This is a genomic window from Siphonobacter sp. BAB-5405 (genome assembly GCF_002872335.1).
Lineage (GTDB): Bacteria > Bacteroidota > Bacteroidia > Cytophagales > Spirosomataceae > Siphonobacter.
The window spans coordinates 190,965-212,658 of sequence record NZ_NJAG01000007.1; the positions used below are offsets into that span (position 1 = coordinate 190,965).

A 21,694-nucleotide genomic window follows, 5' to 3' on the forward strand; every position below is an offset into this window, starting at 1 on the left:
TTACAGAATAAAGGATTTTTTATGGTCATTGGTAAGAAAAAGAGGGGTGCGTTGGGGACTGGCCAGCTTACGCTCGTAGTACGAGGGAAAGACGGTTGCACTGGCGGACCGCTCAAGATAGGTCTTGATCCGGGCCATGGCAGCGGCGGCATCACTGGTCAACTTGGCTTGCTGTTGCTGTGAAATCCGCTCCTGAGACCCTGAAGGTTGCTGAGCAAAAGCATCCTCGTAAGTCGATATTTTTAAGCCATCAGGATACAGTTTAAACTTAAGGTCCGGCAATGCCATAAGCATGGCCTGGGGAGCTATGTATTCGCGGCACAGGTCCAGCAGCTCCTGTTCCTGGTAGAGCCAGCCCATATACATCGGTTGCTGCCATTTTGCCTTCAGTTCGTTTAAAAGCGTGCTGGTAAGTACTTCACTTAGCTCCCGTTCGCAAAGAGCCATATACGGCTGCAAAGCCGTGTAGGTGCGGTACCGATTCTGGGTTAGCGGCAAGAACATGGTGAGTTGGCGGGCCGTCCGGAAAAAGTACTCGTTGCAGGCTTTGTAAGTGGTAGAATTTAACCACTCCGGAAACGCTTCTGCATTATCAAAGAGAAAATAAAGCAAGTCCTCCATTTCCTGATCGGCCGTATCAGCCGTCGTCCGGAGTAGCTCAATGTACTTCCACTTGGGTAACTGATCAGAGTTATCAGAAATTTGCGTTTTAAGGCCCAGATCACCGGCCGAAATATCCAGATACGGGAGGGCCAAATAGTAGGCGTACCAAGCGACCGTGCGTTCAGCCATTTCACGTAGTACGTCGTAGGCATCCCCTTTGTAGTCTTCCAGAGCAGCGTACAGCTCCCGGCCTATCTTGGGTAGTAAGTACGTGCGTTCAGCCTTCTGAACCCAAAGCAGCATCTGTTTGAAGTTGCTGTCTTTGCTGAAGCCAGGCACGTGTAGCTTCAGGATTTCGGTGGAATTGATGAGTGGCATTAGTCGATGGGAGCTGAAACTTTCTTGGTACCACCATGCTGCTGATCGAGCGTGGTCATTTGCGTATCGATGATCTGGAAGTCGAGATTCCGTTTCTGGAACTTCTCAGGGAAGTTGATCCGGGCGGCCGTTCGCACCGGCCGGAGCAGTGGTCCTCGATCTGGTGCGTTTTTGATGATTTCGTAATCGTAGGCCAGACGGATCTGACTTCCGGATCCGCCCGATGACGAACCCATCTCGATGCCAGCCATCACCGGCAGCAGTCCCTGAGAAGCAGCCGCTGAACGGTCGGCGTAACCGGCTATCTTTTCAAAAGCGTCATCGTTCATTTCGTTTTTCATCGGCTCGATGATCACGCCCGGAATAGGTTTGCCTGATTGAGGGTCTATCATGTACCGGGTCAAAAGAGCCTTATTGACGTTCTTCACTCCCGAAAGCCAGGTATCCAGTTGATTCTGTAGAGCTAAGAAGGCGGCATCTTTGGCATCTTCTGAGTCCAGATAGTCGAAATAATCAGCCGGTATTTTGATCAGGTATTTGATGTTGTAGCCATTGCGGATCCCGTTAATGTGGAACTCCGGGATTAAGTTGGCCAGCGTCATTACCTTGTTTCCACCCCACCAGCCCGCAAAGGGGTAATACGGTTGACCTGGGATGGGTTCGCGGACGAACTGGATCGAGAATGGAAGAGCGTCCGGCTGGAATTTATTAAAAGCCGGTACGGGTACCTTTTTAGCCATCCGGCTATGATAGGAGCCAAAGCTATCACACAGGGCAAACCCATTAGCTTGATCGTTTTTACCGCGGGCAATTCGGCATTCAAACAGATCGCGGGTTTTCAGGGTTGCCCAAATGCCCAGGCCTTTGGTAGTACGCCTTTGCTCAAGATGCTGCTCAATAAAGGCTCCCCATGAGAACACCCACTGCCAGGCGGCCGCCTTCACATATTCGAGCACTTCACTTTCCAGCCAGTCCTCCAGCTCCGGATCATAAAAGGGAATGTGCTGCACCTTGTTATCGACGACTTGCTTTTCAAAAACGCCGACTCCTGAACCCGATAAGAACTTCACTTTCGTGGCCATAAACTGCAGAGCCTTATCATTTTCTGACATGAGCTTGTGCATTTCGTTGGGTTTTGCATCATTTGGTCCCCAGGGGAAATGATCAGGATATAGTGCAGAAGATGCCTGGTAAAAAGATCGCGATTGAGTAAACGCCTGGTCCTGACGACCGACAAGCGTCACGATTGCCGCGTGCGTTGAGTTACCGACGTAGCCGGTGGTTTTAGATAAGGTGGTTACCATTTTAGTCAGTGGGGTGTATAATCCGGAACCACACGTTGAATCCATGCGGCCGGTAATGAGTCAGAAGTCGGAACTTGATTGCTTTGGGCTTTTTCGACGTGGGCGTTTCTTTGACCAGGATGACGTTGTTATGCTTGACGCTATAGAAAGCCTTTTTGCCAGGTTCTTCTTGAGTCAAATCAGCATCTTCATCCCGGGGAGCCTGGTCAACGTCGGCAAGTTTGGAAAACCACTTGGTCACGCCGATCTTCTGACCAACCTGGTTGTTGGTTTTGAGGTATCTGAAGTCGTGCTTTTTGAGCTGGCCTTCATCATCTAGATCGTTGTGAAAGGCAGCCAACACCGACCGGCGTTGAATTGTAGGTTCGTCCTTTTCCATGCCTCGAAATTGGGTTGGTTTCAAGGCATGGGAAAGGACGGATAATGTTAGAGTACTTCGTAAGTTGAAGAGTCGAATTGGCCGCGTTCTACGTTACTCTCAAGCAGCCGTTGTACTAAATCTAATTCCGTAAGAAAGGCAAGCATCCCCTCGAAGTAGGCAAACTCTGGAATGGCTCCGGGCGTGCCCCCGGGTACGTTGAGACCCGTCGACGGATCCACGAGCTTCCGGTCAGAAGTTTCGAGCCGGTAACGCTTCAGGCCATCCCCTTTTCCAAAGTAAGCAATTGGAATTTCCTCGGTGATTTCCACTCCTTCAATTACTTGGGTTTGTTTGCGGTAATGGAGTACGGCTACCTCCAGCACGATTGTGCGGGCTTCGTGATCGATGTGACGGCGGTGTTTGCTTACGAGTAAGCGTCGAAGAATGCCCCCCTCTAAGGGGAGCATTTCAATATCAGCGAGATGAAACATTATTGAATGAGGGAAATTTCAGGTTCAGAAAGGACACTTTTAAAAAGGATGAGCCTATCAAAATCGAATCCTACGTTGTTGTTGGTTGCGATTCCGCCGATAAACAAGGGCTTTACGGGTACCAAGCTGCTTGGCGGCATGTTATAGGCCGTAGTAAGCGGCCCCCGATCCGTTCTCGCGGTCATGTTGGGAGTAACTCCTGAAGAAGTCGTTACAACCAGCCGGTCGAACGTATTAAGGGTATTCGAGCGAAGCCCTGTCACAAATGTTCCCCCTACGGCTCTAAAGATGTTAGTCCACACAGAGGCCGTAGCTGAATCTTTTGAGATGCAAAAGCCCGGCTCTCCAGAGCTGGCCGATGTCCCTAGCAATACCATGCGGTTACTCGTATAGCCAGTGATATTGGCAAACTGAAAATCTAGCGACATGCCTACCCCATCATGCAGGAACGTCCAGTCAGCGGCTGATCCTGCACTCATGCGGCTTTCTATAGCGATGAAGCGAATGAAAGACCCGTTATTTTTCGCGTTTCCTGTCAGGAATAGTTGGGGCTGTTGTGCGGTCGTAGCGTTCGTAAAATGCTGAGTCCCCACCTGGTTATATATCGTCTTGACAAATAGCGTAGTGCCTGCCGCCCAATCGGTTAATCGCCCACCGGCTGACACGGCGGAAAATCCTGAAACGCCGTCCTGAGAATCGAAAAATACGTCGGTTTCGGCATTGTCTGAAGCCCGGCGAACCTGCAAAACGGGACCAGTATAACCCGCTGTCAACCGTCTTAAACCCCATGCGGCAAACGCGGTAAACTGGTTTAAAGGCAAGGCCAGATCACCCGACAAAAACCATTCATTCTGGCCAGTTTTACGAAGCATAAGCGTATCGCCTACTTGCTGGGTTCGCATACGCCCGCCCTTGCTTCGAATCGTTACGCCGGTCGCTGGCTGGATTGCTATCGATCCAAGTCCCTGCTGCTGGACTACGATTTCGGCCCCTACCGGAATCGCTACGCTCGAATGCAAAGGAATCGTCACTTGGGTAACGGCAATCGAATCCACTGGAATGATCTTGCTGACATCGGTTGTCGCTAAGGTGAGGTTTGTACTGGTCAGGCTTAACGGTTTGTACAAGGGAGCTGCAAACGCCTTTACAGCCTGCTGTGAGGCTGGCAATTCAGCAGAAGGGGTTACCCCGCCCATTGCACTGTCGTTGAGTACCCGGAAAGAGGTTTTAGGTATAGGCTGGCCAGTTGTCTCCGTGTATGGGATCGCACGGTTGGTAAGCGAAAATTGAGGGCCGTACTGCTCGATACCGCTTACTCCGTCCCCGGTGTAGCGAGTTGACGGATTAATGAAATCAAACCGAACCCCGAAAAGAGGGTCAGCCGCAGTAATAAACGTGAAGACTAATCGGAACCACCCCCCTCCTACTGGAATAAGTTGGGTTTTCGTGACGTTAGTAGGGTCACTCCCCTGCGTCGTCACCTGGGTAACAGTCGCTGTAGTTAGGTTAACTTGGTAACGACGGTAGTTGCTGTAGGCGAAATTTTGCAATAACCATACGGTCATCACCGGCCGTCCTGCATCCCTCAAGAAAATTGAAAAGGTAATTTCCTGAGCAACCGCGGGCTTCGTATGTCGGTAGGAAAAAACGTGTTCAACGTTTACGACGGTTGACTCGATCAAAAGTTGAGCCACCCCCCCATCCGGTGCGGCACTCCCCGCCCGTTGACCTAACTCCAACCGTGAGGTAGGGCCGCTCGCACTGTTTGGAAAAAGGTTCTCAATAAAATCGAATGCAGTAAGGCTTGCAAATTGCCCCTGATAGGCAACAGTATCAGCCAGGGCCGTTTGTGCAGTCGTAGCTGAACCAGCGGCCGCAGTTTGAGAGGCCTGAGCTGCTGCCAGAGCTGACTCTGCTCCAGCTCTGGCGGTTTCTGCACTGGCCTGAGCATTTTGAGCAGCTACGTTAGCCTGATCAGCCGCACCAGCTGAACCCGCTGCGGCCGTAGCCGAATTAGCCGCGTCGGTTGCGGATCCTGCAGCTGCATTTTTTGAAGTTTGGGCTGACGTTTTCGCATTTACGGCATCCGTGCGGGCTGCTTGTGCGTCGGTCTGAGCCTGCTGAGCCGCTTGCTGAGCCTGGTTGGCTGACGTAGCTGAATCAGCCGCAGCAGCCGCTGATCCTGCGGCCGACGAAGCGGATCCAGCGGCCGATCCCTGAGAAGCTTGAGCAGCTTGGGCCGCGATCAAAGTTTCACCACGTGCGGCCATCGACACTTCGGCCGATGAAGCCGAAGCAGCCGCTGAGTATTGAGCAGCCTCTTTTGCCTGAACTGCCCCTGTAGCTGATCCCGCAGCGGCCCGGGCCGAATTGTCTGCGGCCGACGCGGATCCAGCGGCCAACGCCTGGGAAGTCTGAGCAGCCTCCATGGCTACTTTGGCCGATGATGCGGATCCTGCTGCCGACGTGGCTTCTGTGATAGCTTTCGCAAGCATCTGCTCCATTTCGCCGAATGGCTCATTAGGCGGACCTTCTAGATCCACAAAGGTATATTCCGTCTGGCCCTGAGCACGAACACCCAAGCGGGTACCTTCCCATTTGAATTCGATATTGTCTCCTTGAACCCCTTTCAGGTTTACAAAGTGATACTCAGGTTCCCCTTGTTGACGAACGCCCAAGTGGGTGCCGTGCCAGACGTATTCAATCGACTTGCCAGGTATAACGTCCGGTACCGGATCACCTATGAAAAGTTTTACGACGGCGGTAGGATTAATTTGATTCATTGTGGTACAGTAACGGAGGATTTAACGATGAAAGCTCCCTCCAGAAGAGTTTGAATGTCATCGAACGAGGTGTAGAATTTTATATCATAGCGATACTTGCCAGGCTGAATTTTTCGCATGCGATCAGCCGTAGCGTGAAGCGTGATAACCTGACCATTTTTTTAATGGATCCATCAGCACTTGTAAAAGCAATGACCGGGTTAGTGGTACCGGCCAGACGGACCTGGCACTCGAAACGGTAAACTTCCGGAGGCAAGATGAGAGGCAGTTCAAAGGACTGCTCGAATAGATTGCCACGGATCACGGACAGATCATAGGTGGCGGGTACAAAGCGAGGCATCAGCTGTTCGTTTTTTCTTCGAAAGTGATGCCTCGTAAAGCTTTCCTAAAGGACGGATTTAATCATCGTCTTCGTCGTCATCGTCCCGATAACGCTTGCGGTCCAGATCAACGCGGAGCCGGATTTCTAACTCCAGCAGCCGGTCGTGTAGCTGATCCGTTCGTTTGATGTAGTTGTTTAATCGTTTGAGGTACTCATTGAGGAAGTAGCCAACGATCACAATTAGGGGTGCCTGATTAACCAGGTTACCAATCATTTCTTGCATAAGGGTAGTTTTAGGGGTGGAATTGATCTCCCCAGGGATAGTGCCCGGGGTTTGCGGGCCGGTTGCCCATCTGGTGTTTTTTTCGCCTGGCTCGTGCCTGGCGTTTGCGTTCCCGCAGGATGAAAACCAGCGGGAACAATCGGCGGAGAAATAAGAACATAAGGACTATTTATTAACCTACCATTCCGATCAGAGGAATTCGGGATCCGGTACCGGCGAAACCATTACGCTTGTACCGGCTGCCGTGCTTCTGGGTTAGGTAGTAGTCGACGGTATCGCCAAAGTGCGGAGCTAACTCCTGTGGGCCGGATCTATTTTCAGCATCTTTATTTTTGGTAAAGTCTGGATCCATGGGTGTGCGTTGCATCGATGTGACCACGACACGGCCCTTCTTGGGATGAAAGCGTACTTTGGGCAAATGGGTCTTCGTTTCCTTCAGGATATCGTCAATAAAGAAGTGCTTATCCTTGTGGAGCCAGTTGAAGCTTGTGGCTTTCAAAACCACCTTCCAGCCTTCTTTTTGGAATACTTCGGCAAAAACTGAAAACTGAGTGGTGGTCGACTGTGCGGATTTCGATTTCGCGTTCCGGTCCCCGTACAGATGCAATTCCTTGCGGCGGTGGTTTTTGTACTGATCCAATACTTTAAAAGCCAGCTTTTGGACCAGGTTGATCTTATCCTTTACGTCGGGCTTCACAAAGATTGCATCGATGCAGTTTTCCTGAAGAGCCAGCGTCTCTTGCCAAACCGTACACGAAGTAAACCCGGCGTTGGCATCCATGGAAACGGCCAGTACCTGGTCGGTACGATAGTCGTTCTCTGTAATCACCCACAAACCCGTTTCATCGTCAAGTTCATAGTTTTGAGCAGCCAGGTTGAAGTGCTTATCTGTCGACAGACTCGGATAGAAGGTATTCGGCACTTCGGTGAGCCGCTGATTTAAGTATTCGACTGCGAACTCGAGTTCCGGAGTAGTACGCTGAGCGTTCTCTAAATACCCAGCGGGAAGGAAGGGATTTTCAAAGGCTGTCGTCTCCTGAAAGTAGTATTTGTTGGGAAATTGTTTGGCCAGCTCTTCGAACTTGTACACCCATTGCCCTTCCTGATGCCAGGGATTCGAAGAGAAATACATGAACGAGTTATTTAAATGGCTGTCGAACGTTAAGGGTACCCGACCCACCGAAGGCACGAGAATCTTGTTTACCCAATCTTCTTTGAACCAGGCGGCTTCGTCAATGAAGGCCTGGCTGTTATTGGAGCCACGGTTTGTATTAGGCCGATCATAGCTTTGCAGCTGCAGAGCGTAACCCGTGATGAACGTGATCAAGTTGTCATACTTTTTAGGGGCATACGCGGGCTTTGGCCAGTGTCCGGGCGGTTTCTTGAACATGACGAAATTACCCCGGCCAGTCTTTGGATCATAAGGCCTCCAGCCGTATTCAGCCCACACTTTATCCGATTGCTCGAGCAGAATTTCCAAGCAGGTAGCAAACGACACAGCCGCAAAAACGGACTTCGCCCGGGGCAAAACGCGGGCAGATTCTCCAATGCACCGAAGCAACGTATTTGTTTTACCAGAAGCACGGCCAGCAATGAGAGCTTTATTCTGTTGACGTGCTCTCAGGAATTGCAATTGTGCCCGACTCACTCGGATTTTCTGAGTGTTGGGCGGCATCGTCCGAGGTTTGCTCGGTTGAATCTGCTTCTGTGACTTCTTCATAGGTGGTATCTTCGATGGCTTCGTATTGGAAATGCGTGACTACGTCGTAGGCTTTCGGATCATCCGTTTGCTCCGGATCCGGCTCATACAGGTTATTGAGCTTGTTGATCTGGTTCATGATTCGCTCATAATTGCCCAGATCGGCGGGAAGGTCCATGCCGGACTCAGGATCCGTGCCCGGGCTCAGGCACATCGATGCGGCACGCTGGAGCTTTTCGATTTGAAAGCTTCGTTCGGCTTTCCGGTGGATTTCGATGGTGCTGCCGTAGAGATCAGCGGCCTCATTGACCACCCGGTTGGCCATCTGCTTGGAAACTTTATACCGAGTCATCACATACTTGACGACGTCCGATCGGGTGTATCCGTCATCGGCCAGCTTGTCCTGGATGTCTTCGTACCGGCTCAGATACGTCATCTCTTCTTCAGACAGGATCATGTCTCCTGTGTAGTAGAGTTTGTACTTGTCGAGTTTCTCGTTTTTCATAAGGGGGGTATTTTTTGAAGGAAAATGTAAGCACCGACAATGGCCACGACCCGCCAGGCCCAGCGTTCGACGTTAGCCCAGGTGAGCTTGCTTCGAGTCTTTTCAAAGAGCGTATGTAGCTCGACGTAGGCCCGCTCCTGCTTCTGGTTTTTGTCCTGGAGTTTGAGGTTGTCAGCTAGTAACCCGAGCTTTTCCGTACTCCAGCTCACTCGCTGGCCGGTCAGCTGCTCGATGCGGAGTTTGGCGATTTCAAACCGCATGAGTGAGTCCAGGATCGCGTTGGCATGGGAAGCGAACTCTTCGACTTCCCGGAGCGAGTCACTTTTTGCCGGTGATGTAGCGATTGACTGCCCGTATAGATTGTTGCTGGGAAAGGTTGCGAATGCTATCAGACTTAATGCGAGAGCGTAGAAGTAGGTTTTCATCCTGTTTTTCAGAAATGATGATGTCTTTACTGGCCAGTTTGCCAGCGTAGTGAAGGGAATCCTGATAGGCCTGAGCACGCTCAGCCTGATCCCGGGCCTCAGTGAGTTGTGCACGGTAGGACCGCTTACAAACCAGGTAAGTGGCTCCGGAGCCAATGCCCCCTCCAATCAGTAGACCCACGGCGGCCCCAAGTGCGAGAATGCCCTTAAAATCAAATTTCATAGTTCAACGGCGGCGTTTACTTCGGGGGAAGTGATCAGACAGGGGGAGCTGGATCCGTGAAGGGGCTTGTTGGCCAAAAGGCGGCCCATGTTGAGCAGTCTCGTTTTAGAGTACACACAATCATTTTGAAAGGCCTGAACGATGTTTACCCCACGCAGTAGGAGCGGCCCACTGCAGTCATGGGAAACGGCCGAAGTAGTATTATCCGAGGCAGCATTGGAGACCAGGCCTTTGCACTTGATTCGAGTATCTTCCAGAATTAGCGTAATGGCTCCGGCCGTACGGATGGCTCCCCGCACCAGGTCGGTAGTCAAGTTACAGCGAATGAGTTTTTGAATAACGCCAGAAGACGGAGCACCAGCCCCCCAATAAGCATGGCTGGGGGATTCCATCGTACACTCAATAAAGGTTGCGTTTGAGCCGATGTAGCTAATGGCAGGGCCACTGATCCGGGCACCTCGAACCGTTAATTCGCCTGCGGTATCACCTGTCCAGAACGTGGTACCCCCTACTCTATACGAAATGATCTCTTCAGCATCGATGGTAAGTTTGGTGGATCCAGACCATATCTCAACCGTCTGATCATTGGCCTCGATACGTCTTGCCTGAATGTAAACGGTAGAGTTGGCCATGCCCATCGTGATGGCGTAGTCTCCAGTGGTTTTGATCGTATCGAAATTATAAAAGGCAGCCCGGCAATTGGAAGTACTCAATTCACCTTGAATGGCGGCACTCCCCGTAAAAATTACAGAAAAGCCGTTTCCATTGACGTTAACCCCATTTTTAGGGTAAAGCCGCTCGGTAAGGTTATCCTGAAGGATGATCATGTCACCGGCTACGGCTTTTAAGTAAGCCAGGTAATATGACGAGTACGGCGTTGGTACCCCTTCGTGCAACAGGATCACTTTCGTGTCCGGACGAAGGTACCGGCGAAGTACGGTTTTGATAGTTTCCCGGAGGTGTTGGGGCTTAATATCCTGATTATTGCCATCAGGTAGCTGCCGGTCAATTTCAGCCTCCAGATCAATCAGGGGATTAAGGTGTTTAGGGGAATCGGCCATAGGGTCTTTTTTAGGCCAATATTCTTACCTTATAAGGCGAGCGGAAAGGACGGGAAATAACGAAGGCTCTGAGATAGCCTCAGGGCCTTCGTTATTTCTTAGCTGTAAACAACTGGAGTATCAGGACAAAAATCCCAAATTTTACCTATATCATCAGCATCCATCCAAGTGACCATGTCATTAATGATGCTATCGATCTTTGAATATACTCTAAGCCTGAGATTATCACCTGGCAAAACATCTTCTACTTGATAGATTACAGCATCAACTAGTTCCAAATTCCTATCTACATAATTGGTTTCAAATGCGAGATTCACTCCTGAAAATCTACCAGCCACACTTGGATAAATTATTCCATCAAATTTCCTTCCAGTATTGTCATATGTACTATTAACATATAATTCGTAAAGTGCTGTAGTTAGCTTATAGTAATATCTGTTTTCATCATTTACCTCTTTTAGAAACCATTCCGACATATAATTATCTAAAGCATTGGTATGCTGTCTCTGACTAGTAAACCTCATTGGGTCATCCCGCAGCATTTTTAATATTCCAGATTTTGATTCATGTTGCCCCAATGATTCTACTATTTTGTTGTAGCCCAAGGTCACTAAATGTAATTCATCCGTGCTATTTTCTTTAGGAGCAAATATTGATCTTACTACATAGTCACCCTTTTCAGGTCTTATCTCAAAAACACCAATTGCACTATCATCACTACCATAGAAGACGGGTTTTTTCAATGTGTTACATCTCCCTGGTTTACAAAACCTTTCTAATATATTTTTACAAGGGTATGAAAAGCGTTTCGGATGACTAAACTCTTTTTGCACTTCTTCTAGCCCTTTTGCTGTGTAAGATTGAGCTCTATAAACTGGCATTGGATCTAATTTGTAATTTGTAACCCGAAATTCTGCACTTACTAATAGCTCATTAAGCGGCAAGACGAAATATTCAGCGGGCTGTCTCGTATCTCTCGCTAATTGAAGTATGCGGTCTAGGTATGCTTTTTCTAGAGTCGTCATGTCTGTGTGGTTAATAATTACATAAAAAATCCCAAAGTATATATACACACTTTGGGATTAAGGTTATCAAACGAAAATATAAAGCTACTCTTTCCGGCTCAGATAGCCCATCGTAACCAGGTCGCTTACAATTTGAGCGTGGTCACGGCTGGTGATAAGCGTGCCGTAAAACTCGTGTACTCGGATGATAAAATCATCCAGGAACGCCTCCAGCTCCTGATCAGCCGCGAATCGGCTGCCATTGCGAAGGTCTTCTAGTATTTCGGTTGGGGAATTACCCTTGAGTAATTCCCCGAATTCGGTTTCGTATACCATTAGGCCGCTAATTGATTGATGCGGGTTTGAAGGTAATTAATAATTTCGGGCTGTTGAAATTTCTGCAGGCTTTCAAAGTTGGCTTCGGCCCGGGTTACTTGCTTCTTTTTTGAGTACTCAACCAGGTTGTGCAAAAACAGGATCCAGTTGGAAATCTTTTCAAATTCTACCGTTCCTGAATGCTGGCGAAATTCAATCGTCTTGTGGCGAAGGTAGGCCTGCAGGTTGATTTTTTGAAACCGGGTGTGCTGGAGGTTAATCAGCTCCCGGATGGTGTTGGCTTGTCCAACCCGTCCAGCTAGGATAATTACTGACTGGCAGTATCTATTTGAATCTTCTCGGCGGCTTAGGGGCATAAAACTATCAATAATGCCTTCGTAATGAGCGTAATTGATAACCGTATTTTTCAGCTGGTCAATTCCGAACCCTTCTGCGTCAAAGTGAATGTGAAGGCCGCAAGTCTTATTGATTTTTGCCCGTAGCTGGCTTAACACCCTGCAAACTGTCTTTACTTGCTCCAGCCCGGTTAAGCCTTCTAAAATCGGGCTTACTAATTCGAAAGTATCCGTTCCCTGTACGCTTGAGTCTGATACCGTTTTCCAATGGCTACGGGTGCTGTGGTTGTATCCTTCGGTCCAGCACTCGATCCCTGCAGCTCTTAACGCGGTTGCCAGTTGTACGGGGTTTACGCCGTGGGCTTCAATTTCAATTCCAAACTTCCGGTTGAAGGTCGTGAAGGTGAAAGCCTTTTTGCTAGTTACTCGTTCGGGCCAGTATTTAGCGAAAACGTTTTGTACAAATCCGTAATTACCTCCTGTCAGGTCGGCTACCTCTCTACGGGTTAATCCGAGGGCCAAAAGCTGGCGGATTTTTTCGGTTTTCGTTAAGGTTGCGTTTCCTAAAATTACTTGCGTATTCATCTGATTTACTGCGTGTTATATTGTTCATTTGATGATTCAAAGCACGCACTTTCCTGCCCGGAATGCAAGTCGTTCCGGCACTTTATTTTCAGATAAATGTCTGGTTTTCTGGCGGTTATAATTAGGCAACTAAGGACCAAGCTTCTTTATACGCATCAAGCCGACACCTGGCCTGATTACGGAATGATTTCGACTCTTTATTGTTCAACTTGTAGGTATAAGAGTACTTGTTCCCTTCTACGATCTCGAAAAATTCGATGGAGTAACCCGACTTATGATTCATAGTTTGAATCAGAACTTTTTTAGCTTCCATTGTTAATGAATTAGCCCGGGGCGTTGGCCCCGGGCGATTCTTATTTTCCTTCTAACTGATCGTATAAATTTTCCTGCTCTAAGAATTCTCGAAAATCGATCTCTTTACCTGAAGCTTCGTAGCTTTTAAAGGCCGGGGTTTGCATGATCACCAGGTTGCTTTGTAAGTCTGCTAGCTGGTTAAGCTTCGTACTCATCTGAAGGTTAAAATCTACATCTTCAAAAAAGTACTTGTTGGGGTTAGCCAGGCTTAATTTGATTTTTTCGATTCGGGCTTGAGTTTGCTCTGGGGTCAGGGTTTTTAAAAGGCTAGTATTCATTGTGTTGTGAAAAATTTAGTTCGGGCTGCAACCCGGTCAACCTCCGTGGTTGACAATTCAAAGGTACAGCTTTTTTCCAATATTGCAACACAAAAAAGGAAATATTTTTAGAGATTTTTACTCACGATTTTTTAGCACCAATTGCTCCAGCCATTCAGTCGGATTTTCTTTTGATTCAATGATGGCTTTTACTTCAGGCAGGATTCTGAAGGTTTTTGTTACCCGAACCTGGCTAGGATCTTTTGGCGTACGCCCGGGGCTTTTAGGTGGTTGATGGGGCTTGCCCGTTTCTTTGTTGTAGCCTTTCATATATATTTGCAGAGTTGTGAAAGTGCCCTCCCCTGCAAGGGAGGCTTTCTGCCCGGGGTCTGCAAACTACCGGGCTTTTTTATTGCCTGTTGAGAAAAAACACCCCCGCCAGCAGAGCCAGCGGGGTGTAAGCACTTTGAACATTAAACCATTAGGCAGCAAGGCCTGATGGGTATCTTTTGTTCCGGATTAGCTTCAAGTCGTTTAGCTCCGGAATGATTACTACATCTTCTTCAGGAATGATCCCGCGTTTGATCCAATTATAAACCGTCTGAATATTATCGATGCCGTACGCTTTCTGGTACCGGCTTACGGTCAACCACTCAGTGAGCGGGTAGATTTTCCCTCCGTATTTAATCTCAGCTTCTTCTTTTAAAACGTTTATGCCTTCGCCGATAAAGTCGACCTTCTGCTCGGCAAAGTCGAGAATATCAGAACTGTACTGCTGCTGCTGCTCCGGGGTCAATGAGTCCAGGAATGAGAATGCTTCCTGCTGAGCCTGGAGGCCTTCCTCTTTCGTCTGAGCTTCCAGAATGCGGGTAAAGTAGGTTTGAAGTTGTTCTTTGATATTCATTGTTTTTATGGTTATGGGAGGGTTTCCCCTCCCGTTGGTTACTTGCCTTTGCCTCTGAGCTTTTCGAGTTCGTCTAGGTACTTTTTAAGTCTTTCGAGTAAGCCGTCTATTTTCTCTTGGTCTTTGGGGTCGGCTACTGCTAAAAACCGCTTTGTGGTGTTAATTAGTAGCTCCCACTTTTCTTCATCTGACATTGCTTATTGGTTTAATGTTCGATACAAAGATAAGGTCTGTTTAGTTACTAAACAAGTCTTTTTGAAGATATTCAAAAGAAATCCTCTGATTTGATAGTCAGAGGATTAATAAATTAAATACCTGCTTTAGTTTAGATTTTTCGGTACTCATTTTTTTGAAAACCCGACTTCGTGTGATCCAAGACCCATTCTTCGGAGTAGCCGTGCTCAGGAGTCTTATTGATTTGTACCGTAAGCGTGTTGTTGGGTTCGTCTATAGCCAGCACTTCGCACTCTCCGATAAACCACATCGATAGAAACTTAAGACCTACTACAATTTCAATGGTAACGGGGACACCGGCCAGATCAGCCATACTTCGCCAGCTCCAGTGGCTTACCTCGTGCCAGCGTTTTTGGTCAACCATGGCTTGGATGGTGTTCCGCTCAACTCCGATCACATTAGCTAGATCATCCGGGAATTTACCATTGATGGCTCCGCTCTCTGAGGCTGATTTGTAGCGAAGCATGAATTCGCTGATTTGTTTTTTTTGGTCGGTGGAAATGGGTAAGTAGCTAGGCATTGGATTGTGTGTTGAAAAAACGAAATACTTTAATGATCATCTCCAGCGGCCAGAGAATAACTATCGCAAAAAGTGAGTAAAAAGTGGCGAGCGGAATCCAGAAAAAAACGGCCAATAAAATGTTCGTAGCCCTGATCATGATTGATTTTTAGGTATCTTTGCACTGTCTGAATTCACCGCTAAGGCGGCGGGTTTTAGCCTCCGGCTGGTAACCGGAGGCTTTTTTGTTTTAGAGCATTTGCCACCAGGCGACAAATTTTTCGGCTAAGGCTTCAGCGGAATAAGCGATGGCCAGAAAGGCATAGGCAATAAGGAGCAGCAGCCCTGCTCCGAGAAGTAGGTTGATCATGGTTGTCTGAATTCGATTTGGGTTTTAAAGAGCCTTGGTTGGTAGAGTCAAGGCTTAAAGAACGAAGGGGGTAATTTTGAGATCCACCAGGGCTTTGTCGATTTTACCTAGTAGCATGTTATCGGGCCTGTAATGAGTCCGGCCCAGCCAGATCGTCATGGCTACGCTGAGCCGCATACTAAACTTGTACTCATTGCTGGGCTTTCGCTCAGACCAGGTATGAACTCTCCTTTCAAGTTCGTCCGAGTACTCGGCCAGGGCAATCTCGTCGGGTCGGAAAGTGTATCCGCTTTCAAAGTCTTGCTTACGGTCATGGCAGATAGCGAATAGGCTGGCGAATTCTCTTACCGTTAGCTTGAGATCAATTTTTTGGATCATTTGCCTTCCAGAGTAAAGTAAGTCCGAACTGTTGATTTACGGCCTCAATCGCGTTTACGTAGGCCTCATACTTCGTTTGATCGAAATCATGGATTTGCGTGGTAAGCCTTAAAAGCCGGTCTACAAACTGCGAACCCAAATCGCACTGTTCCATAACGTTATGGCTGGCCTGCTCCCCTTCAATTTGCGACCACATATTCTTGTAGGTGTACCGCTCAAGTGCCTTTTCCAAATTATTGACGGCCCCTTTTACTCCTTGATCATATAGGGAGGTATCTTTCATTTCATCCAGCCGATTGATAAAAGAAGTTGAAAGAAAGGTAAGCTCTAACGCAACTGTTAATTCTCTCTTTGAAAGTGCCCGGGGGCCATTGTTAATCTTTTTGGGCTGACTCCTCCGTTGGATCCTGTTTTTAATTAGTACCTCCATCAGCTGTGATTTTTGCCCGTACGTGTCACTGGGGAGTTGGTTAGATCCGAAACCGATCCGCGAAAGGTCCAATGCTGAATGATTCATAAATTATTTTTACTGAGTGAATTACTAAAAAATAGTTAGTTGACTTCCTTTGACTTCTTCAGGGATATTTATTCGAAAAACCTTATCTCCCTGATAGCTGAGCCAACAATCGTCCTTTTTGATGTAGCCGTTTAAGTAGGAAAACTGATGCTCTGCTTTCATCACCTTCTGACCATTTGCGAGATACGTTCGTAAGTGAATACACCTGATGTAATAGCATCGCTGGCCTGGCCAAGTATCCTTCAGGAAATAGCAGTCTTTTCGATCTTCGGGTAAGTCGGAGGTGATTCTTTCGACTATGAAAGGGCCAGTGTTATAGCTGGTTTTGACCCAATCGCCCACTTTAATTTGATATTCGGAGGGGGAATCCATGGCTTAGTTGTTGTCGATATCGATCCAACCTTTGCCTTTCACAAATTGAGCGATGCGTTTGCCCCGGGTACCGTTGTGGTTTTCAAAAATGGCCCCTTCTACTACTCGACCTTTCCAGCCATCGCAGGCTTCGTGCTCGATTCTGTATTTCCAGTACTGAAGCCAGTAAGCGGAGTTACCATGCTGCCACTTGCCACGGTACCGGACGTCGCCGCTGTAGAAGGGTCTTTTGTTGCCGTCCACGAAATGAACGATGGCTACCAAGCTGGCTTCGGCCTTAAGGGCTGTAGCGTCGAAGGCGGGTTTTTCTTGTCTGTTACTCATTGGTTTGGGTTTTTACTTTTTTGTCTGAATTCGTTTTGTGAAACCCTCGGTTTTAGCCGGTGCCTGGCTAACTGCTGAAGCTGCAGTGAGGAATTTCTCGTGGATATTTTGACCGTATCGCTTCATTTGCTCCTCGAGGTAACGGAAAGCCTCGAGGTAGGTCTTCGCCTGCAGACGTTTCGGTGCTCGGCCGTGCAGGTGTTGCTGGAGGTGGCGAATGGCCAGGCTCAAACGTTGGGTTACGTAGGCCGTCCGGTAAGCGGTACGATTGGCAGCCAGCCAGTTATCTGTGTTGCGGAAACCGCGTTGGTTTTCTTGGCAGAAGTAGCCGGATCCTGGTTTGAATTTGCTGTACGGATCCGGAGGATATCGATCAGCGTGGCGTTGGTAGTACCCAGCGGCCAGCTCGAGTCGTTTGAAGAGCTCAGTTTGGTACTCATCCCACTCTTTCTCAGTGAAATCGACTTTGAAATTGCGGTACACCCCCTGGGCAATTTCCTGAAGGGCTTGATTCTCTTCAATTTTAGTGAAGCTTCGGCCGGAGTAGAGCAGCTGTTTGGCATATACCCAAAAACTGGTGAGGTACCCCTCGAAGATGGCCTGACGCTGAGCGGGTGTTCGCTGCCCTTTGGCTGGTCTGGAGTTATCCACAGATCCGGCCGCCGCCCCCCCGGCCCCCATTGTCACTGTGACACCTTGGTATTGAGTACCCGTTTCGGCTTTCAAGGGAGGCTGTTGCCGTTCGGTGTTGCCTTGATTTTTGTTGCCTTGTTGGGTGTTACCCTGATTTGTTGCCGTGTTATCCCCAAATCCACATCCTTTTATTGTTTCTGTTTTATTGTTACCTTGATTTATACTGGCATTATTAAGCGGCAAATTTTGCAAAATCAAGGTGGGAAGGCTGCTCGCAGGCATTTGAAAAACAGGCTTTTTCACTCGGCTTTCCCCATCCTTACGGCCAAACAGGATTTCTGTGGAAAGGTATACTTCGAAATCGGCCCGGGTACCCCGGAACTTACGTTTAGAGACCAAGCCAGCCTCCTGAAGCTTCACCAGATGTGTATAGGCAGTACGCTCACTGCAGCCCCACAGGTTCGCCAATTCAACCCGGTTAGTTAAAAAGCCCGGCTCCCCACCTTCGAAGCCCTTATCGCCTAACTTGCGATGAGTTTGGTGTAAATGGCCAATATACAGGCTAATAAGGTCACGGCCGGTTTTACGAACGCTGGTACTTACTTGCTTGGAGTGCAGTACTCGTTTCCGAGTACGGCCGTCTTTAAACGTCTGAATGATTTCTTCGGTGGGCTGCTGCTCATTAAGCTGATCAGCTAGGGTTTTCCAGCGGCTTCTGGCGGCTTGCGGGTCTGGGAAAGCGTACATAACTTACTTAGAAAATACTTACTTGGGTTGTTTCAGGGCTTTTTGGGGTTTCAGCGGCCAATAGTTTATCGATTTCGTTTTCACGCTGGATGGCTTTGGCTTTGGCGTAAGAGGATCCTGTTTTGAAGTATTCCTTCTGATGTATACGCATAGAAAGAGTCAACTCGAGTATTTCTTCTTCAGGGTGGGAATGAAGGACGATGGCCATTAAATCATCCAGGCGTTTCTCTTCAGTCTTGGCTAAATCTAACAAAGGTTTTGTTCGCCGACTGAAGTACATTTTTTGTGCTTTCCGGGTATTGGCTAACGCTTTTTTGAAAGCCTGGAACGTGCCGCTCGAGCAATCGAAAAGGTAGCCAGAAGTAAGACCCGGCACCAATTTCTCGTATGAAAAAATGAAGTTGTCAAAATCGGCTCCATCTCCATTTGTCAGGTAATATTTCTCACCATCCAGGCGAAAGTAAAACCCTTCAGGAACAGTAAACTGACCTTTGTTTTCGCTCTCGAGCTTGATTGGCTCGCGTACTTCAATCCAGTCTGGAACGTTCATGGCAAACTAAAAATTTAAAGTCCCCCCAAACCCCCAACCTTAAACGGTCAGGGGTATACGTCATTTTTGCTTTCGGGCTTCGGGCCTTACGGCGGTGGAAGCGGGATTTGGTCCCACGGCTGGTGCCTACTTCGGTGGTGCATGGAGTAGGATTCGAACCTACATACTTCAGTTATCCGCCAATAATGAAGGCCTACCACTCGGCCATCCACGCATTTGATTTGATAATTTTAAAAGTTAGCCCTCCGGGAATCCGGAGGGCTATAACCGGCAAAGAATTAACCCACACCTTTAACTATTAAACGTTATGAATTCAACCATAACCTTTAACTGTTCGGCAATTAGGATGTCCAATCCTAATCGTGGCTGGTACGGGAAACGATCCCGCTCTACCCTTCTGCCAACTACCCCTCCAGCCTTCTGCAAGCTCCCGTCGTTCCGGTCACCCAGCAGATAATGTTTTACAACTTTTCACGATCCAAAAGAACGCAGAACCGTAGTTTTTGAAAGGACAAGTTTGTCCATCACTCAGATGAGCCTGGTACCAGGTATCTGAACGTTTGTCGATGCCAGCGAGAATGACTTTGTAATGCTTCGATATCCCATCCATCCGGGATTCTTCCTGATACTGGATAAGCCTCCAGCAATCTATTCCATCAGCCCTTCGATACTGTATCCACTCCACATTCATTGCTCAAAGCAGTTCGGGTCGGTTTTAAGAATGTAGGTGAATACATAAGCCGCAAAGAGAGCTTGTGCGACTTGGGCGAATAATGATAACGTTTCCATACTTGGTGGTTAACCCACCCCTTTCTAAAACTTTGGACAATTCGAAATATGGCAGTTAGGGTGCCGAGTACTATACAGATTTCAAACATTAGGCCGCCTGATGGCAGTTTTCTAATTTTAAAAAGGGGACATGATTATTATCGAAATCCTCATGGGTGAACCCTAAGTACTTAACCAAACAGCTTCTGACCCAAGATGGCGTTTTTCGTAAATTATAGTCCTCTTGGGGAAGAATTGAGCGGGTAAACGTTTTAAGGAAATCATGCCGAACCAAGTCAGCATTTAACTCATTCCAGAGCTCCTTATTGGTTTCTTTCAGATGCTCGTAATGATCTTTGATGGTCGAAATACTGCCGTTCATACCTAAAAATCCGGTTTTCGGTTGTCTTTTTGTTGACTTGTTGCGTATCTTGTTACAACATTTGCAACGATTTCTGATTCAAATGTAACATCACTTTTTTAATATTGTCAAATATTGATGTAAAATATTTTTCTATGGAAGAACGAAAGATAGCTATAGGCCTGATTTTAAAGAGCCTATCTAAACAGAAGGGAGTATCTGTTAGTGATATTTCTAAAAGTCTTGGTGTTACAAGACAAGCAGTATATCATGTATTTGCTTCCAGACTGACCATGGAAGAAGATGAACTTGTACGCTGGTCAGAAATATTAGATACTCCAGTTGCCGAAATTTTAGACAGAGCAAATGGAAATTCCGACACAAGTAAAGTTAAGTCAAACGAAAGTTTGAATTTTGGCAATGAAGTAGTAGAAAGGTTTGAAGAGCACTTCAGGAAGATGGAAGAGTTCTACCATGAGCAGCTCCGAGCCAAAGATCAACAGATCGAGAAATTACTCGGTTTACTGGGAAAATCTGAGGGGTGTCCGGTAGCCAATTTGAACTCTGCAGAGTCAATTCAAAATGAGGTCGGCGTTGCTGCCTAACTCGTTTTTTTTTGGTTCGCGGGCACAAATTCGGGTACACCCCTGCTTACCCTTGAGGTAAGTTGGCTAACAATCAAATAGTTATTCTCCTATTTTCAGTTCTTGTAGGAGGCTCTAAGTCGTAATACAATGATTTACCGACTTTTTTGTTGTGTTTGGGGGTTTGTCAGAGTGGCGTCGTAGACGTAGAACCGGAGATGTACCGATTGCAAATCGGGGCGAGCGGGGTAAGTTCTTTTCTTGCTAAGTTAACTCGTCTAGTACAATACGTTTGCATCAGATTAACTTTAATAGTCCTATCGCTTCTACCCCTCCCCACCCCATTGGGGCCATAATTAACCGATCTGGGGAGTGGGTATTTCCCGACTATCGTTCTACTTTTTATTAAGTCATCAAAACACAAACCATTCACTATCAAATACTTATATCTAAAATCTATCCTCTATTTCCTATTCTGGTACGTCTGTTTATAGATAATGGTCATGTAGTTTAATCCTCAACGCTACTTAAAGCCCTTAAAGCCATGGAAAATGTAAATACGATGACGACTGGAACCGGAGCGGTGACGGGCGTATTCAATAATACAAAAGATGCGGAAAACGCGTATAACGCCCTGATTAATCGGGGTTATTCGTCGAATGATATATCGGTACTGATGTCGAACGCGACGCAGGAAAGTTTCCGTACGAGCGATCATGAATCTGAGCTAGGCAACAAAGCCATGGAAAAAGCGGGTATCGGTTCCGCCATTGGTGGCACCGCCGGTGCCATTCTCGGAGCCATTGCAGCGATTGGTACCGTGGTAGCTTTGCCGGGTTTGGGTCTGGTCGTAGCTGGTCCTCTGTTGGCGGCTCTTACAGGTGCCGGAGCGGGTGGTTTGACGGGTGGTATCATCGGTGCCCTGGTCGGCTCAGGTATTCCGAAAGAACGGGCGGAGTACTACGAAAGTAGCATCAAAGAAGGCGGTATTGTCATTGGCGTAACGCCAAGAACCCAGGAAGAACGCGAAGTGATCGCAGACGAACTGGAATCCCACAACGGACACGAAATCCACGGGAAAGCAGTACCTACCACGTATTAAGAGTTTTTAGTCTATCCAACCCATGAACAGAAACGCCGTTGC

The 21,694-nt window shown here is 47.8% G+C and carries 29 protein-coding genes and 1 tRNA gene; 2 read left to right on the forward strand and 28 right to left on the reverse strand.

The window, feature by feature from the left end:
• The 28 genes from BWI97_RS07215 to BWI97_RS07355 form a co-directional block, all read right to left on the reverse strand.
• The gene (locus BWI97_RS07215) at positions 1–981 is read right to left on the reverse strand and encodes a DUF6712 family protein (RefSeq protein WP_102200530.1); all 981 of its coding nucleotides are present in this window, start codon (positions 979–981) and stop codon (positions 1–3) included.
• Positions 981–2,285: a hypothetical protein gene (locus tag BWI97_RS07220; RefSeq protein WP_102200531.1), complete on the reverse strand. Its 1,305-nt coding sequence runs from the start codon at positions 2,283–2,285 to the stop codon at positions 981–983. The genes BWI97_RS07215 and BWI97_RS07220 overlap by 1 nt, the downstream gene beginning before the upstream one ends.
• 1 nt (position 2,286) lies before the next feature.
• A complete protein-coding gene (locus tag BWI97_RS07225; protein ID WP_102200532.1) occupies positions 2,287–2,664 on the reverse strand; it encodes a hypothetical protein in 378 nt (125 codons plus the stop codon).
• A gap of 47 nt (positions 2,665–2,711) precedes the next feature.
• Positions 2,712–3,137, reverse strand: coding sequence for a hypothetical protein (locus tag BWI97_RS07230; protein WP_102200533.1), 426 nt, complete (start codon positions 3,135–3,137; stop codon positions 2,712–2,714).
• The gene (locus tag BWI97_RS07235) at positions 3,137–5,920 is read right to left on the reverse strand and encodes a hypothetical protein (protein WP_102200534.1); all 2,784 of its coding nucleotides are present in this window, start codon (positions 5,918–5,920) and stop codon (positions 3,137–3,139) included. The genes BWI97_RS07230 and BWI97_RS07235 overlap by 1 nt, the downstream gene beginning before the upstream one ends.
• Before the next feature lie 79 nt (positions 5,921–5,999).
• Positions 6,000–6,260 (reverse strand): hypothetical protein, encoded by a 261-nt coding sequence (locus BWI97_RS07240; protein WP_102200535.1) that lies wholly within the window; start codon positions 6,258–6,260, stop codon positions 6,000–6,002.
• Positions 6,261–6,318: 58 nt separating this feature from the next.
• On the reverse strand, positions 6,319–6,525 hold the full coding sequence (locus BWI97_RS07245) for a hypothetical protein (protein WP_102200536.1): 207 nt from the start codon (positions 6,523–6,525) through the stop codon (positions 6,319–6,321).
• Between the two features lie 10 nt (positions 6,526–6,535).
• Entirely contained in the window at positions 6,536–6,685 is a 150-nt protein-coding gene (locus BWI97_RS27615; RefSeq protein WP_158242707.1) for a hypothetical protein, read from the reverse strand.
• Between the two features lie 12 nt (positions 6,686–6,697).
• Positions 6,698–8,086, reverse strand: coding sequence for a hypothetical protein (locus tag BWI97_RS07250; RefSeq protein WP_102200537.1), 1,389 nt, complete (start codon positions 8,084–8,086; stop codon positions 6,698–6,700).
• Between the two features lie 40 nt (positions 8,087–8,126).
• A complete protein-coding gene (locus BWI97_RS07255) occupies positions 8,127–8,729 on the reverse strand; it encodes a hypothetical protein (protein ID WP_102200538.1) in 603 nt (200 codons plus the stop codon).
• Complete coding sequence (locus BWI97_RS07260; protein WP_102200539.1) at positions 8,726–8,989, reverse strand: hypothetical protein; 264 nt, start codon at positions 8,987–8,989, stop codon at positions 8,726–8,728. Before BWI97_RS07260 ends, BWI97_RS07255 begins: the two co-directional genes overlap by 4 nt.
• Positions 8,990–9,047: 58 nt before the next feature.
• Positions 9,048–9,377 carry a hypothetical protein gene (locus tag BWI97_RS07265; RefSeq protein ID WP_102200540.1) on the reverse strand — a complete coding sequence of 110 codons (330 nt, stop codon included), beginning with the start codon at positions 9,375–9,377 and terminating at the stop codon, positions 9,048–9,050.
• The gene (locus tag BWI97_RS07270) at positions 9,374–10,438 is read right to left on the reverse strand and encodes a hypothetical protein (protein ID WP_102200541.1); all 1,065 of its coding nucleotides are present in this window, start codon (positions 10,436–10,438) and stop codon (positions 9,374–9,376) included. The genes BWI97_RS07265 and BWI97_RS07270 overlap by 4 nt, the downstream gene beginning before the upstream one ends.
• 98 nt (positions 10,439–10,536) lie before the next feature.
• On the reverse strand, positions 10,537–11,463 hold the full coding sequence (locus tag BWI97_RS07275; protein WP_102200542.1) for a hypothetical protein: 927 nt from the start codon (positions 11,461–11,463) through the stop codon (positions 10,537–10,539).
• A gap of 84 nt (positions 11,464–11,547) precedes the next feature.
• Positions 11,548–11,778 (reverse strand): hypothetical protein, encoded by a 231-nt coding sequence (locus BWI97_RS07280; RefSeq protein WP_102200543.1) that lies wholly within the window; start codon positions 11,776–11,778, stop codon positions 11,548–11,550.
• Positions 11,778–12,698 (reverse strand): amidoligase family protein, encoded by a 921-nt coding sequence (locus BWI97_RS07285; protein WP_102200544.1) that lies wholly within the window; start codon positions 12,696–12,698, stop codon positions 11,778–11,780. The genes BWI97_RS07280 and BWI97_RS07285 overlap by 1 nt, the downstream gene beginning before the upstream one ends.
• Before the next feature lie 353 nt (positions 12,699–13,051).
• Positions 13,052–13,330, reverse strand: coding sequence for a hypothetical protein (locus BWI97_RS07295; protein WP_102200546.1), 279 nt, complete (start codon positions 13,328–13,330; stop codon positions 13,052–13,054).
• Between the two features lie 117 nt (positions 13,331–13,447).
• Complete coding sequence (locus tag BWI97_RS07300; protein ID WP_102200547.1) at positions 13,448–13,639, reverse strand: hypothetical protein; 192 nt, start codon at positions 13,637–13,639, stop codon at positions 13,448–13,450.
• A gap of 151 nt (positions 13,640–13,790) precedes the next feature.
• Positions 13,791–14,213, reverse strand: coding sequence for a hypothetical protein (locus BWI97_RS07305; RefSeq protein ID WP_102200548.1), 423 nt, complete (start codon positions 14,211–14,213; stop codon positions 13,791–13,793).
• 38 nt (positions 14,214–14,251) lie between these two features.
• Positions 14,252–14,407 carry a hypothetical protein gene (locus BWI97_RS27620; protein ID WP_158242708.1) on the reverse strand — a complete coding sequence of 52 codons (156 nt, stop codon included), beginning with the start codon at positions 14,405–14,407 and terminating at the stop codon, positions 14,252–14,254.
• Between the two features lie 131 nt (positions 14,408–14,538).
• Positions 14,539–14,967 carry a hypothetical protein gene (locus BWI97_RS07310; RefSeq protein ID WP_102200549.1) on the reverse strand — a complete coding sequence of 143 codons (429 nt, stop codon included), beginning with the start codon at positions 14,965–14,967 and terminating at the stop codon, positions 14,539–14,541.
• Between the two features lie 403 nt (positions 14,968–15,370).
• Complete coding sequence (locus BWI97_RS07315) at positions 15,371–15,694, reverse strand: hypothetical protein (RefSeq protein ID WP_102200550.1); 324 nt, start codon at positions 15,692–15,694, stop codon at positions 15,371–15,373.
• Positions 15,678–16,211, reverse strand: a complete 534-nt coding sequence (locus tag BWI97_RS07320) for a hypothetical protein (RefSeq protein WP_102200551.1) — start codon at positions 16,209–16,211, stop codon at positions 15,678–15,680. Before BWI97_RS07320 ends, BWI97_RS07315 begins: the two co-directional genes overlap by 17 nt.
• A 375-nt stretch (positions 16,212–16,586) precedes the next feature.
• Positions 16,587–16,907, reverse strand: a complete 321-nt coding sequence (locus BWI97_RS07330; RefSeq protein ID WP_102200553.1) for a hypothetical protein — start codon at positions 16,905–16,907, stop codon at positions 16,587–16,589.
• 12 nt (positions 16,908–16,919) lie between these two features.
• On the reverse strand, positions 16,920–18,287 hold the full coding sequence (locus BWI97_RS07335; RefSeq protein ID WP_102200554.1) for a helix-turn-helix transcriptional regulator: 1,368 nt from the start codon (positions 18,285–18,287) through the stop codon (positions 16,920–16,922).
• 7 nt (positions 18,288–18,294) lie between these two features.
• On the reverse strand, positions 18,295–18,837 hold the full coding sequence (locus BWI97_RS07340; RefSeq protein ID WP_102200555.1) for a hypothetical protein: 543 nt from the start codon (positions 18,835–18,837) through the stop codon (positions 18,295–18,297).
• Between the two features lie 135 nt (positions 18,838–18,972).
• Positions 18,973–19,051, reverse strand: a tRNA-OTHER gene (locus tag BWI97_RS07345).
• 663 nt (positions 19,052–19,714) lie between these two features.
• A complete protein-coding gene (locus BWI97_RS07355; protein ID WP_102200557.1) occupies positions 19,715–19,987 on the reverse strand; it encodes a hypothetical protein in 273 nt (90 codons plus the stop codon).
• A 134-nt stretch (positions 19,988–20,121) separates the two neighbouring features.
• Here BWI97_RS07355 and BWI97_RS07360 point away from each other — a divergent pair, with 134 nt between their 5' ends.
• On the forward strand, positions 20,122–20,571 hold the full coding sequence (locus BWI97_RS07360) for a helix-turn-helix transcriptional regulator (protein WP_102200558.1): 450 nt from the start codon (positions 20,122–20,124) through the stop codon (positions 20,569–20,571).
• Between the two features lie 523 nt (positions 20,572–21,094).
• Entirely contained in the window at positions 21,095–21,652 is a 558-nt protein-coding gene (locus tag BWI97_RS07365; RefSeq protein ID WP_233207774.1) for a hypothetical protein, read from the forward strand.
• Positions 21,653–21,694: the final 42 nt, after the last annotated feature.